The sequence below is a fragment of the Aeromonas sp. QDB18 genome, assembly GCF_027705325.1.
GTDB classification, from domain to species: Bacteria; Pseudomonadota; Gammaproteobacteria; order Enterobacterales; family Aeromonadaceae; genus Aeromonas; species Aeromonas caviae.
Map to the genome: position 1 here is coordinate 79,657 of NZ_JAPDBQ010000002.1, position 12,516 is coordinate 92,172.

Annotated in this window: 13 protein-coding genes and 1 pseudogene; 8 read left to right on the forward strand and 6 right to left on the reverse strand. The window is 58.5% G+C overall.

Translation table 11 applies throughout. The features are described from left to right. Window positions 1-341 precede the first annotated feature (341 nt). Entirely contained in the window at window positions 342-500 is a 159-nt protein-coding gene (locus OKC30_RS00915; protein WP_162498544.1) for a hypothetical protein, read from the forward strand. On the opposite strand, the gene OKC30_RS00920 is transcribed toward OKC30_RS00915, so the two are convergent. The 5 genes from OKC30_RS00920 to OKC30_RS00940 form a co-directional block, all read right to left on the reverse strand. Beyond that, window positions 466-1,011: a YbjQ family protein gene (locus OKC30_RS00920; protein ID WP_024943846.1), complete on the reverse strand. Its 546-nt coding sequence runs from the start codon at window positions 1,009-1,011 to the stop codon at window positions 466-468. The genes OKC30_RS00915 and OKC30_RS00920 overlap by 35 nt on opposite strands. Window positions 1,012-1,036: 25 nt before the next feature. Continuing rightward, window positions 1,037-1,570: a recombinase family protein gene (locus tag OKC30_RS00925; protein ID WP_257697036.1), complete on the reverse strand. Its 534-nt coding sequence runs from the start codon at window positions 1,568-1,570 to the stop codon at window positions 1,037-1,039. Window positions 1,571-1,682: 112 nt separating this feature from the next. Further along, window positions 1,683-1,820, reverse strand: a complete 138-nt coding sequence (locus OKC30_RS00930) for a hypothetical protein (protein WP_010674054.1) — start codon at window positions 1,818-1,820, stop codon at window positions 1,683-1,685. Between the two features lie 378 nt (window positions 1,821-2,198). Beyond that, window positions 2,199-3,158, reverse strand: coding sequence for a hypothetical protein (locus tag OKC30_RS00935; RefSeq protein ID WP_257697035.1), 960 nt, complete (start codon window positions 3,156-3,158; stop codon window positions 2,199-2,201). Next, window positions 3,155-4,858 (reverse strand): recombinase family protein, encoded by a 1,704-nt coding sequence (locus tag OKC30_RS00940; protein ID WP_270809513.1) that lies wholly within the window; start codon window positions 4,856-4,858, stop codon window positions 3,155-3,157. Before OKC30_RS00940 ends, OKC30_RS00935 begins: the two co-directional genes overlap by 4 nt. A 243-nt stretch (window positions 4,859-5,101) precedes the next feature. Here OKC30_RS00940 and OKC30_RS00945 point away from each other — a divergent pair, with 243 nt between their 5' ends. From OKC30_RS00945 to OKC30_RS00970, 6 genes are all read left to right on the forward strand, one after another. Beyond that, window positions 5,102-5,476, forward strand: a complete 375-nt coding sequence (locus OKC30_RS00945) for an ArsC family reductase (protein WP_029314225.1) — start codon at window positions 5,102-5,104, stop codon at window positions 5,474-5,476. A gap of 22 nt (window positions 5,477-5,498) precedes the next feature. Continuing rightward, complete coding sequence (gene dapE, locus OKC30_RS00950) at window positions 5,499-6,626, forward strand: succinyl-diaminopimelate desuccinylase (RefSeq protein ID WP_010674050.1); 1,128 nt, start codon at window positions 5,499-5,501, stop codon at window positions 6,624-6,626. 29 nt (window positions 6,627-6,655) lie between these two features. Beyond that, window positions 6,656-7,342 carry a M15 family metallopeptidase gene (locus tag OKC30_RS00955; protein ID WP_128342928.1) on the forward strand — a complete coding sequence of 229 codons (687 nt, stop codon included), beginning with the start codon at window positions 6,656-6,658 and terminating at the stop codon, window positions 7,340-7,342. Beyond that, on the forward strand, window positions 7,342-7,488 hold the full coding sequence (locus OKC30_RS00960; RefSeq protein WP_010674048.1) for a hypothetical protein: 147 nt from the start codon (window positions 7,342-7,344) through the stop codon (window positions 7,486-7,488). Before OKC30_RS00955 ends, OKC30_RS00960 begins: the two co-directional genes overlap by 1 nt. A 271-nt stretch (window positions 7,489-7,759) precedes the next feature. After that, entirely contained in the window at window positions 7,760-9,487 is a 1,728-nt protein-coding gene (locus OKC30_RS00965; protein WP_010674047.1) for a potassium/proton antiporter, read from the forward strand. A gap of 45 nt (window positions 9,488-9,532) precedes the next feature. After that, window positions 9,533-10,636 carry a beta-N-acetylglucosaminidase domain-containing protein gene (locus OKC30_RS00970; protein ID WP_270666058.1) on the forward strand — a complete coding sequence of 368 codons (1,104 nt, stop codon included), beginning with the start codon at window positions 9,533-9,535 and terminating at the stop codon, window positions 10,634-10,636. 126 nt (window positions 10,637-10,762) lie between these two features. Here OKC30_RS00970 and OKC30_RS00975 read toward each other — a convergent pair whose 3' ends face one another. Next, window positions 10,763-11,395, reverse strand: a complete 633-nt coding sequence (locus tag OKC30_RS00975) for a LysE family translocator (RefSeq protein WP_029314220.1) — start codon at window positions 11,393-11,395, stop codon at window positions 10,763-10,765. Window positions 11,396-11,559: 164 nt separating this feature from the next. On the opposite strand from OKC30_RS00975, the pseudogene OKC30_RS00980 reads away from it, so the two are divergent. Then, window positions 11,560-12,438 (forward strand): annotated as a pseudogene (locus OKC30_RS00980) (HAMP domain-containing protein); the annotation flags it as partial. Window positions 12,439-12,516: the final 78 nt, after the last annotated feature.

Below are 12,516 nucleotides of genomic sequence, written 5' to 3' on the forward strand. Positions count from 1 at the left end.
CAGCAGGCGCGTTCTGGTTTTTGGCCCCCGCCGTTTCTTCCCCGGCCCCAGCGGCCCCATCCGGCCAGGTGTGCTTCCCTGTGAGGCGCCCTGCCCCCTGTCGTCCTATCCGGCCAGGCGTGCAGCATAAGGGCCTCCTGCCCCCGGTCTCCCCCTTTGATACCGCAGCGCATCCCGTCCCAGACCAGCGTGTGCTGGTGCGCGGCCCCTCCCTTCTCCACTCGGCCTGACTGGTAAAACCAGCCCATCCGGCCATGAGCGTTGCCATGGGGGGGCCACAATGCCAGAATCGGGCCCTTGCACGATTTCAGGGCCGCCGGCCCGCAGACAAAGGATCCCCCATGGCCACCACCCTCTATGGCATCAAGAACTGCGAGCTGTTTTTATTGAATGAGCCACAAAAAAAAGCCCAAGAAATGCTTGGGCTTCGAACAATAGAGTCAATGCAGAGCAACAAAATGAATCTCAGTGGCTTGACGTTACCGATTTTTCCAAAATAACGGCCGTTCCTGTTGCCGTCACCATCATCATCGATTTGCCACCACCAGAAATTTCGTCAACATCAACTGATACACCAATGAGAGCATTACAGCCTAATTCGTCTGCTTGCTTTCTGAGCTGCACCAAGGCTTGGGTCTTGATCTCATCTAACTTAGCCATGTAAGTGCCTGAGTTACCGCCAGTAAAGTCCCTAATTGAGGCCATGAAGTCTCTCAGAAAATTCATCCCTGCCACAATTGTCGCGGTAGTAACGCCTTTTACCTCAATGACTCTGGTGTCATGTGCTAACACATTGGTAGTAGATGTGATTACGTGCTCATAGCCATAGGTTCCATCCCTTTGCTGTTGCCACGTTTTCAATGCGTGTTCAATACTTTCAGCCTTACAAGAGTCGTAGGCGATGATAAACCCTTGTTGTTGCAGAGATGCAATTTCGCTGGATGCTGATTCGGACAAAATATCGACAGCAACCGGAATTCCCCTGCCAACCATAATGATGTAATTGTTCATTTTCCCTCACGTTACGGTTGATTCTCTATCGGATCCTGTAAACGCTGGATGTGCTAATCCCTAGACGCTTCGCTACAACTGTTTTAGGGAGTCCTTGTGCAAGGAGGTGTAACACCTCATCCCGCTTCTCCATCGCTGTCGGCTTCCGGCCCTTGTAGACCCCTTTGGCCTTAGCCAAGGCGATCCCTTCCGCCTGACGCTCCAGCATGATTTCCCGCTCGAACGTGGCGATGGCCCCGATCATGGTTAGCATCAGCTTGCCCGTTGGGGTCGCCGTATCGATGCCCAAGTTCTGGATCTGCAAGGTTACCCCTTTGGCGTGTAGCTGGTCTGTGATCTCCAGCAAGTGACGGGTGTTTCGAGCGAGTCGATCCAGTTTTGTCACTTTTAGCACGTCTCCAGAGCGGACGAATTCGAGCATTGCCTGTAGTTGCGGCCTATCCGTCTTGCTACCGCTGACCTTCTCGTTAAAGACTTTTTCGCACCCCGCCAGAGCTGTCAGTTGCTGCTCCAGCGATTGCCCCGTGGTCGAGACACGGGCATACCCGATGATTGCCATGATGGCCTCCCAATAGGCTCAAGACCCTGCAAGAAAAACGTGTCAAAACTCGAAAACCAACCCGTGTGACAGGGGTTGCCGGGGGGCTTCCGGTCTGTCACACGGGCATGGTCTATTGAGCGTCCGGCTCCTTCGGCGGGGGCGGCGGTGTCTGCATCGAGTTGACGGCCTCCTTGATGAGGACGCCCAAGGCTGCTAGCAGTGCCGCCTCCAACGCTTTCAGTAACGGGTTTCCTTGCTGCTCATTCATACGCCTTCTCCTTGCTGGATGGCTCCCGACAAGGGGCCAGATGTGATGTATTCCATGGGGTTCTCCTATGGTGTTGGTCTCATCTGGCTTATACCGGCGTTTGGTCTGAATGTTGCCTGCTCGTTTTCCTTGTGCTGGTGGGGTTCGGGATTGTTTTTTCAGGGCCGCCAACGGGGCGGGATCGTTGCTATCTTCTTGATTTGTCTCCTTCGGGTGGCTTGTAGGCTCCCCCCTCGGTGCAGTAAATAGATAAGAGTCTGAGTAACTAAACGGGTATCTATATCGGGCTGGAACAGCTGGAACACCAGACACATGCCGCCGAAAAGCCCATGAACACGCTGCTGGATGTGTCGATGAGACTCAAATCGACCAGACACATCACCCCGAAATGTGTCGATTGGCAGTCACTCGCGGCGGGGTCAGACGGTGATGCGGCAGGTTGTCGCTATGGCCCTTACGAAATTGCCAATCAAGCCGCTCTGCAACCGCCTTCAGGTCTCGTCCCGGTTGAGCGGGATATCGCAGATACCCGGCAGGATCGCAGGTATAAGCACTCTGTGCAGACTTCCGCGTGATATAGATATGCCCCTCCTCCTGTCGCCATTTCATCACCTCTAGCAGTCCTTGCAGGTACTCCTCCACGCTTAGGATGCGTCCCTGAGCACGACAGATGGTTACCCATAGCTCCTGTTCCTCGTGGCGTATCCTGAGCGGTCTGAGGCCCGTCTGCTGCTCAATGTAGGCATCACGCTGTTGGTCTGCACGGCGGTTCGCTGGCTCCAGATGATAGGCTTCGTCAAACTCCAGCAAGTACGTTTCCTGCCGGATCGGTCGGTCAAAATATTTTCCATCCGGGTCGAACCACTGCAAATCGACTCGGAAATCTATTCGGTAAGGGCCGCAAGCGGACTGCGGGATCACTTCGATTCGCAAACCCGGCTGCTGCATTTGAAAGTAAATAACCAGCGGGGCCAAGTATTCCACATAAAATGCAGCCTCATGGCGACTCTGGCCTTCATCTCGTGGTATCGATTGTCCGGTCAACCGCTCGATCTCCGCTATCAACGCTGCGTTCAGGTGAGAGCTGGGGCCATAGGTCAACACAGCCAAGGCTTGCAAGGGAGTCCACGTCCCCAATCCATTATCCGGTTCAGGAACCTCCGGCAGGTCGAGTCCCTGCACCTGCCGGATGTTGTTGATAGCCCGCCTGACGTACTGACTGTACCGACCATTGAAGCCAGGTATCTGTGACAGCAATGATCTTGGGTCGATGCTCCCCTGTGAGTGGTGCCCAACAAAGATGCCTACCACGTCCAACTCCCCTTGTAATGCCTTCACTTTGACTCTTGTAAACTCAAGTCCTCAAACTCATCATCCAGACCGCTGGACGCATCTTTCCGATGTGACTCATACTCATCGGTCTCACCCCTCACCCACGCAGCATCAATATAGGGAGCCTCTGAGGTTGTCCTTAACAACTCCTCACCACTGAGATCTCTAACGCTACTACCTGCCAGCTTGGGTTTGAAAGCTTGCTCTAGCATGAATTTATCATCTAGCCCCTTAAATACTGCGGCCAGATCATAACCATCGTAGCTAAATTTGATCTCTTTCAGCACTGCTTTCAATTGGCTATTAAATAGTTGACGCTGCTCAGTGCTGATCAGTTCCTCTGGTTTCAGTAGATTGAGAATAGTTTTTTCTGACAGCTCTAGGCTCATGAGCTCGCTCTCAATTTCGTGTATTTTTTCCTCTAAGGCTTCGCAGTTAGCTTTAATCTTTACAAATTCTTTTCGAAAAGTAGCATCATCATCAAAATCTAATATGGATTGAGCTGCTTTACTCTTCTTTCTACTCTCAACATCGAGCTGAGCAGTCAATGTGGCCAACTGTTCTTTAAGAGATAAAACCTTCTCATTCTCCCCCACCCGTCTTTGCATTACTTCTGATAGAATGCAGACTGCTTGTAATAACTGAGGCTCAACTTTGTTATAGAGCATGTTTGGCAGATTGCACCCTGTGATATTCTGCTTAGGACAAACAAGATAGTTGCGAGGGCTCCCTACTCGTCCTTTATTTTGGTAGCGTAACGCCTCCCCACACTGACAACGAAGTATACCGCTAAAGAGGTTGTTATAAGTGCCTTTCCGATAGGAACCACTATGATTACTTCTCTGGCTGATAATATGCTGCACTTCGTTGAATAATATTGGCTCGACTATTGTCGGATAATATCCCCAGATAGGGCTACCCTCCGGAATTCGCTTGCCATCCTTTATTTGATGTGGCTGAAATACCCCAATCACAGATTCGCTCTTAATAACCGCTTGAATGCCTGCTGGACGCCAGTCAGTTTCTTTTCCAAAAGTCTTATAACCCTTATCCAGAAAGATCTTGGCTATTTGCTCATAGCCACAGCCGGATTTGGCCAACTCAAACATCTCGTTCACAACGGCTGTTCGTTCGGGGATTGGCATGATCTTACCCTCCTCCCATTTCAGCCATGAGGGAAGACGAGAGTTTTTCATTACTTGATTGTTGTCTCTGGCCTGTTTGCGGCCTTTGTCCCAAGCTTTGCGACTACGGTCACTCTTAGTTTCTGACTCGTTATTAGCACGCACCATGAACATAATAGAAAGCAATAGATTTTGAGTCTCAACCTGCCCTGAGCGATACACCGCATTATCATCAAGGGTAACGATCACTATGCCTGCACTAATGATGGCAAGGAATTGACTTAGAGCTGCCTCAACAGCTTGTCGACTTAGGCGGTCTACTGACTCGACCAATAAATAAGAACCTTGCTCAATTTTTCCACTCTTCACTGCATCAAAGAAGCGACCCAAGGCTCCTTCCGTCATGTTAGCCCCACGAAATGCACTCGTACCAAGGTCATCAATCGTCTTCTCTACAAGCTGGAGATTGTGCTTGGCACAGTAGTCGGTAGCCTTCTGAAGCTGACGGTGATAACTGTCTCCCTGTGCCTGCTTTGGGGTACTGAATCGAATGTAGGAATACGCCTTCGGGGGACGGCTCATGACAACTCCTTTTACATTGGCCCACATTCAGGAAGTAGTGAACAAGGCTGAGAACTAAGATGAGGTGAGCCTACCAGAATGACGGCACTTCTAACAATATTCATTGTGTTTTTTTTTGCCAGACATCGATCATGTCGACCAATGCAAGCCTTCTACCATGGTGGCTAACCCAAAGCGGCCTCGTTTCCATGCGTGGAGATCGTCTGTATGCTACAGCCCATCAAATGGAACACGGTGAACCCCATGGAAAACAAGAGCGAATGTAAAGTCGTACTTTACGGCATTTCCCCCAAGAACTGCGACACCATCAAGAAGGCCCGCAAGTGGCTGGAAGAGGCGGGTATCGATTACCGCTTTCATGATCACCGCGCCGACGGTCTGAGCCCGGAACAGCTCGATCTCTGGCTCGCCAAGCTGGGCTGGGAAGCCCTGCTCAACACCCGTGGCACCACCTTCCGCGCCCTGCCGGAAGCAGAAAAACAGGGGCTCGACACCGCCAAGGCCCGTGACCTGCTGCTGGCCCACCCGGCCATGATCAAGCGCCCGCTGCTGGACCAGGACGGTACCCTGACCCTGGGCTTCAAGGCAGACCTCTATCAATCCCTCTTCTCCCGTTAACTTTTTCTGTTAAGGAACACCGATGTCGGACGTCATCACACTGGCCAAGGATCTGATCAGCCGCCCCTCCGTGACCCCCCTGGATGAAGGGTGCCAGACCCTGATGGCGGAGCGCCTCGCACGCCTGGGGTTCGTCATCGAACCCATGGTCTTTGAGGACACCACCAACCTCTGGGCACGCCGTGGCAGCGAGGGTCCCCTCTTCTGCTTCGCCGGCCACACCGACGTGGTACCCGCCGGCCCCCTGGAGAAGTGGGACACCCCGCCATTCGAGCCGACCATCAAGGACGGCATGCTCCATGGCCGGGGCGCCGCCGACATGAAGGGGTCTCTGGCCGCCATGGTGGTGGCGACCGAGCGCTTCGTGGCCGAGCACCCGGACCACAAGGGCTCCATCGCGTTTCTCATCACCTCGGATGAAGAGGGGCCCTTCATCAACGGCACGGTGCGCGTCATCGACACCCTGGAGGCACGCAACGAGAAGATCCGCTGGTGCATCGTCGGCGAACCCTCCTCCACCGCCCAGGTCGGGGACGTGGTGAAGAACGGCCGTCGCGGCTCCATCACCGGCGATCTGCTGGTGCGCGGGGTGCAGGGCCACGTCGCCTACCCCCATCTGGCGGACAACCCTATCCACAAGGCGGCCCCGGCGCTGGCGGAGCTCGCCGCCATCGAGTGGGACAAGGGCAACGCCTACTTCCCCCCCACCAGCTTCCAGATCGCCAACATCCAGGGCGGCACCGGCGCCTCCAACGTCATCCCGGGGGAGTTGCAGGTCCAGTTCAACTTCCGCTTCAGCACCGAGCTCACCGATGCGGCTATCCGCGAGCGGGTCGAGGCGCTGCTGACCCGTCATGGCCTGGACTTCGAGCTGAAGTGGACCCTCTCCGGCCAGCCCTTCCTGACGGACACCGGCGCCCTGCTGGACGCCACCGTCGCCGCCGTGGCGGCAGTGAACGGCCAGCAGCCGGCCCTGCTCACCACGGGGGGCACGTCCGATGGGCGCTTCATCGCTCCCACCGGGGCGGAAGTCATCGAGCTCGGCCCGGTCAACGCCACCATCCACAAGGTGAACGAGTGCGTGAAGGCGGACGATCTGGATCTGCTGGCGGACATGTACCAAGGGGTGCTGGCACGACTGCTGGCATGAGCGGCGCTCCGGACAAGAGAGACCAGACCATGAATCAGGATCAACTGCTTGGGCTGGATGAGAGCCACCTCATCCTGGTGGGGCGCGGCCCCCATCGTCTGACCGCCGCCACCGCGGCGGCCTTCAACGACATGCAGGTGGCTGCCGCCCATGCCGGTTTCAACCTGCAGGCGGCCTCCAGCTGGCGCGGCTTCGAGCGCCAGCTCGCCATCTGGAACGGCAAATGGCGCGGGGAGCGCCCTCTGCTGGATGCGCACAACCAGCCCCTCGATGCCCTGCAACTGGGCGAGACCGAGCGACTGCACGCCATCCTGCACTGGAGCGCCCTGCCCGGCACCAGCCGCCATCACTGGGGCACGGATCTCGACATCTACGATCCGGACTGCCTGCCCGCCGGCACCCGGCTCGCGCTGGAACCCTGGGAGTACGAGGCGGACGGCTGGTTTGCCGATTTGCGCGAATGGCTGGACGATCACATGAACGACTTCGGCTTCTTCCTGCCCTATGCAAAAGGGGAGCAACCGGATCAGGGGGTGGCCTACGAGCCCTGGCACCTGAGCTTCGCGCCCGAATCCGACGGGCTGGCCCTGGATCCGGCGGCGCTGGCGCTTTGTCTGGAACGAGCGGATATTGAAGGCAAGGAGTGCATCCTGGCTCATCTCGACGAGATCCTGGCCCGCTATGTCACCCCGGCACACCACGAAAGGAGATTCTGATGAGCTTGTGGTTATGGATAGGCTTGCCGCTGCTGTTTCTGCTCGGCCTGTTTCTCAACGCCATTAAGGACATGAAGCAGCTCGAGAAACAGCTGCCCAAGTACAAGGACAAGATCCGGGAGGTCAAGGACGACGAGGACGACTGACCCCCTCGCAGGAGCCCGTCGGCGCTCCTGCCCCCTTCCCGTCCACGGCATTTTTTTTTCGCCCTCTGCCGCCCCCCTCTGCCTGCACTGAAAGCCCCATCCATTGCCCCCTTTCCCTGCGCTTTCCCGCGCGGGCACTCCACCCTCGCCCTGCTTGAAAACTGCGCAACAAACGTAAAAAACTGCAAAACAATGCACAATTAAGCCACACAAAGGGGGTCAATCTGCATATAATGTGCCTGTTTTGCAGCCCGCCATAAGGAGTTCGCCATTGGATGCCACCACCGTCAACAGTTTCTTCTTCATCGGTGCCCTGTTGGTGGGTGCCAGTGTCCTGTTGAGCGCACTCTCCTCCAGAGTCGGCATCCCCATCCTGGTCATCTTCCTCGCCGTCGGCATGCTGGCGGGTGAGGATGGTCCCGGCGGCATCCACTTCGCCGACTACTCGGTCGCCTACCTGGTGGGCAACCTGGCACTGGCCATCATTCTGCTGGACGGCGGCATGCGCACCCGGGTCTCCTCCTTTCGGGTCGCGCTCTGGCCCGCGCTCTCGCTGGCCACGGTCGGGGTGGCCATCACCACAGGCCTCACGGGCCTCGCCGCCGCCTGGCTGTTCGACCTCAACCTGATGCAGGGGATGCTCATCGGTGCCATCGTCGGCTCCACCGATGCGGCGGCGGTCTTCTCCCTGCTCGGCGGGCGCAGCCTCAACGAGCGGGTCAGCGCCACCCTGGAGATTGAATCGGGCAGCAACGATCCCATGGCGGTCTTTCTCACCGTCACCCTGATCGAGGTGCTGGCCACCGCCCAGCAGGGGCTGGATGCCGGCTTCCTGCTGCTGCAACTCGTCAAGCAGTTTGGTCTGGGCGCTGGCATCGGCCTTGCGGGGGGCTGGCTGCTGTGGAAGCTCATCAACAGTGCCAAGCTCGCCCCCGGTCTCTATCCCCTGCTCACCGTGAGCGGCGGCCTGCTCATCTTCGCCCTCACCACGGCGGTGGGGGGCAGCGGCATCCTCGCCATCTACCTCACCGGCCTGCTGCTTGGCAATCTCTCCCTGCGCAGCCGCAGCACCACCCTCTCCGTGCTGGACGGCCTGACCTGGCTCAGCCAGATCGGCATGTTCCTGGTGCTGGGGCTGCTCGCCTCGCCCCACAAGCTGCTGCCCATCGCCCTGCCGGCACTGGCACTGGCCATGTGGATGATCCTGTTTGCCCGTCCGGTGTCGGTCTGGATTGGACTGCTGCCGTTCAAGAACTTCGCGCCCCGCGAGCGCTGGTTCATCTCCTGGGTGGGGCTACGCGGCGCCGTGCCCATCATCCTGGCGGTCTTCCCCATGATGGCGGGGCTGCCCAATGCCCAGCTCTACTTCAATGTCGCCTTCTTCGTGGTGCTGGTTTCGCTGATCCTGCAGGGCAGCTCGCTGCCGCTGGCATCAAAGCTGGCGCGAGTGGAGGTGCCCGCACCGCCCTCTCCCATCAACCGCTCTGGGCTGGAAATCGATCTCGACAGCCAGTGGGAAACCTTCGTCTATCGCCTGAGCGCCGAGAAGTGGTGCATCGGTTCGCCCTTGCGGGAGCTGCGCATGCCCCAAGGCACCCGCATCTGCGCCCTGTTCCGCGGCCAGGAGCTGCTCCACCCCTCGGGCAGTACCTGCCTGCAATCCGATGACATCCTGTGCGTCATCGGCCACGAGCACGACCTGCCCGCCCTCGGTCAGCTCTTCAGCCAGGCGCCGGAGCAGGATCTGGGCCCGCGCTTCTTCGGTGACTTCCTGCTGGAGGCCAACGCCAGGCTGGTGGATCTCGCCCCGCTCTACGGGCTGGATGTGAGCGAGGTGGCGGATCAGAGCCTCGGCGATTTTATTGCCCATCAGTTGGGCGATAATCTGGTGGTCGGTGACCATGTCGCCTGGCAGGGACTGCTCTGGACGGTGGCGGAAATGGAAGAGGGTGAACCCCGCAAGATAGGGGTACGCTTCCTGGAAGAAGACCCCGTCTAGGCGCCGGCCATCGTAGCCCGCATTTGTGTGAGAAGGGAGTGAACCATGCCTTATCAAACCCTGTTGTCCGGTCTGTATCCTCCCTCGCCCAAGCTGGGCCTCATCGAGGGTTTCTTTGGCAAGGGCTGGAGCTGGGAAGCCCGTGCCCGCTACGCCCAGTGGCTGCCCCGCCACGGCTATGGCTTCTACCTCTACGCCCCCAAGGAAGACGGCTACCTGCGCAAGCACTGGGCCACACCCTGGCCCGCCGACCAGCTTGAAGCCCTGTGCCAGCTCGCCCGCCAGTGCCGGGAGAACGGTCTGGCCTTCGGGGTGGGCCTGAGCCCCATGGGGGCCCATCACGACTATGCCCGCCAGCGACCCGCCCTGCTGGAGAAGGTGAGGCTCATCGAGGAGGCGCTCAAGCCCGATATCCTGGCGATCCTGTTTGACGACATGAAGGGGGACACCCCTGATCTCGCCCACTGGCAGCTCACCATCGCCCACGACATCGCGGCCCACACCGATGCAGGCCGCCTGCTGTTCTGCCCCAGCTACTACAGCACGGATCCCGTGCTGGAGAAGGTGTTCGGTGCCATGCCCCCCCACTATCTGCAGGATCTGGGTCAGGGGCTCGACAAGCGCATCGATGTCTTCTGGACCGGCCCCAAAGTCTGCTCCACCGAGTATCCGGCTGCCCACCTCAAACAGGCCGCAGACTGGCTCCATCGCAAACCCTTCCTGTGGGACAACTATCCGGTCAATGACGGCAGCAAGGCGAGCAGCTTCCTGCACCTGCGCGCCTTCGAAAACCGTCCGGCAGAGCTGGCGGATCTCGTGAGCGGCCATGCGGTCAATCCCATGAAGCAGGCGGCCCTCTCGGCCCTGCCGCTCGCCACCCTGCCCATGAGCTACAAGCTCGGCAAGCAGTACGATCCTGACAAGGCGCTGCACGCTTCCCTCAACGCCACCTGCGGGCCGCAGATCTCCGCCATGATCCAGGCCGACCTGCCGCTCTTCCAGGACATCGGTCTGACCCAGCTCACCCCCGAGCAGGTCATCCACCTCAAGAGCCGCTACCTGCCTTTCCAGGATCAGGCCTGCGTGAACGAGATCATGCGCTGGCTGGCCGGGGAATACGTGTTCGATCCGGACTGCCTGACCGACTGACCCCATGAGTCCATGAAAAACGGGCCTATGTAAAAGGCCACCTCCCGAGCAGGGAGGTGGCCTTTTTGCATCATCTCTCTTCAGGTGCCCCATGGCGTCACATAGGGCGGCTGATTGAGCGGGTGTTTAACCGAAGGCCAGCCAGACCCCGACAAACAGCATGAGAGAGCCCGCGATCCGGTTCATCAGAGTGACATTGCCGCTCTTGGCGAGGAAATGGCGCAAGGTGCGGCCACCGCTGGCATAGAGCATCAGGCAGGAGAACTCGATGACCAGGATGAGCGCGACCAGGGCCCCTATCTGGGGTGCCATCGGCTTGGCCGCATTGATGAAGGGGGGCAGCAGGGAGACCATGAAGGCCCACCCCTTGGGGTTGGCGATGGCGGTCACGAACCCCTGCACGGCCAGCCCCATGGAGCTGGTCTGCTGGCCCGCCGAGAGATCCGCCGGGATGGCCATCTTGCCCTTGGCCTGCCACATCTGGATGCCAAGCCAGACCAGGTAGGCGCCACCTACATATTTGAATGCTGAGAACAGGGCCGGGTAGTTGAGCATGACTGCCGCCACCCCGACCACCGACAGCACGGAGACCAGGCCGACGCCGACAAGCTCCCCCCACATCATGTGCAGGGTACGGCGCACCCCCAGACTCATGCCCAGGGTCATCGCCAGGGTCATGCACATACCGGGGGTTACTGAGACAAAAAAGAACGTGGGAATAAAGAGCGCCAAGATGGCGGGATCAATCCAGTCGGACACACTACACCTCCAGGGTAACAAGCAGACGATCTTGCCTATCACTCTCTTTTAACACAAGAAAAACCTTTTCATTCAGCAAGAATTCAGCATTAAAAACCCTGTGACAAGGATTGTCGCGTCTGTGTAAGATACCGCCTCACTCCTCTTTCGGGTTAGGATCTTTCATGTCATTGAATAATCTGTCCATTCGTCTTCAAGTGCTTATCCCTCTCCTGCTCGCCAGCCTGTTGATGCTGCTGATGGCCGTGATCAGCAAACAGGAAATCGACGGTGCCATTCAGGACATGAATGAAACCACCGCCAGCGTCACCCGCCACAAGGACGACATTGCGGCCCTGATCCACGCCACCTACCGGCTGCGCACCAACGCCATCTAAGGCCTCTACGATGAGGCCCTCTTCGCCCAGTTGCCGGCCCAGCTCTCCGCCGCCGAACAGGAGATTGGCGCCATCCTGACCAGACTGGTTGTCACCGGTGCCGAGCAGGACAACCGTCAGGTCGCGGCCGCCCTGCAGGCCTACCTCGGCCATACCCGCAGCAGCATGCTGCCCCTGCTGACCGCCAAGTACCAAGGCAGTGGCGATCCCGCCGCCTATGAGCAGGCCCGCCTGCACTTTCGCGATCTGGGGGAGGCGCTCATCAAGCAGATCGATGCCATGTCCGTCCACATCAATCAGCTGACCCAGACTGAGATTGCCGAGGAGCAGGCCCACGACCGCGCGACCCTGCTGCGCACCCTGCTGCTGATGGGGGGCACCCTGATCGCGGCCCTGCTGGGTGGCTGGTGGATCTCCGGGCGCATCGTGCAGCCCATCGGCCAGTTGCAGGAGGTGATGCACGCCGTCGCCCTCGGCCGCTTCAACGTGCGTGCCAATGCCGAAGGCAACAACGAGCTGGGCCAGCTCGCCAGGGATATCAACCGGACCCTGAGCCAGCTTGCCAACACCATCCAGACCCTGACCGGCATCAGCGGCAATGTGGCCTCCGCCGCCACCGAGCTTGCCGCTGTGATGACCCAGGCAGAGGTCAACGCCCAGCAGCAGCCAGGGCGGGATCGCACTTTGTTAATGAAATTTGAACAGGCAGATCGTCTGTGATCTAATCGCGTCTCCATGCAGGAG

Excerpts from the sequence above, each read along its gene's own strand:
- OKC30_RS00915 (WP_162498544.1), top strand. The coding sequence starts at position 342 with ATGGCCACCACCCTCTATGGCATCAAGAACTGCGAGCTGTTTTTATTG.
- OKC30_RS00920 (WP_024943846.1), bottom strand. The coding sequence starts at position 1,011 with ATGAACAATTACATCATTATGGTTGGCAGGGGAATTCCGGTTGCTGTC.
- OKC30_RS00925 (WP_257697036.1), bottom strand. The coding sequence starts at position 1,570 with ATGGCAATCATCGGGTATGCCCGTGTCTCGACCACGGGGCAATCGCTG.
- OKC30_RS00930 (WP_010674054.1), bottom strand. The coding sequence starts at position 1,820 with ATGAATGAGCAGCAAGGAAACCCGTTACTGAAAGCGTTGGAGGCGGCA.
- OKC30_RS00940 (WP_270809513.1), bottom strand. The coding sequence starts at position 4,858 with ATGAGCCGTCCCCCGAAGGCGTATTCCTACATTCGATTCAGTACCCCA.
- OKC30_RS00945 (WP_029314225.1), top strand. The coding sequence starts at position 5,102 with ATGGAAAACAAGAGCGAATGTAAAGTCGTACTTTACGGCATTTCCCCC.
- dapE (WP_010674050.1), top strand. The coding sequence starts at position 5,499 with ATGTCGGACGTCATCACACTGGCCAAGGATCTGATCAGCCGCCCCTCC.
- OKC30_RS00955 (WP_128342928.1), top strand. The coding sequence starts at position 6,656 with ATGAATCAGGATCAACTGCTTGGGCTGGATGAGAGCCACCTCATCCTG.
- OKC30_RS00960 (WP_010674048.1), top strand. The coding sequence starts at position 7,342 with ATGAGCTTGTGGTTATGGATAGGCTTGCCGCTGCTGTTTCTGCTCGGC.
- OKC30_RS00970 (WP_270666058.1), top strand. The coding sequence starts at position 9,533 with ATGCCTTATCAAACCCTGTTGTCCGGTCTGTATCCTCCCTCGCCCAAG.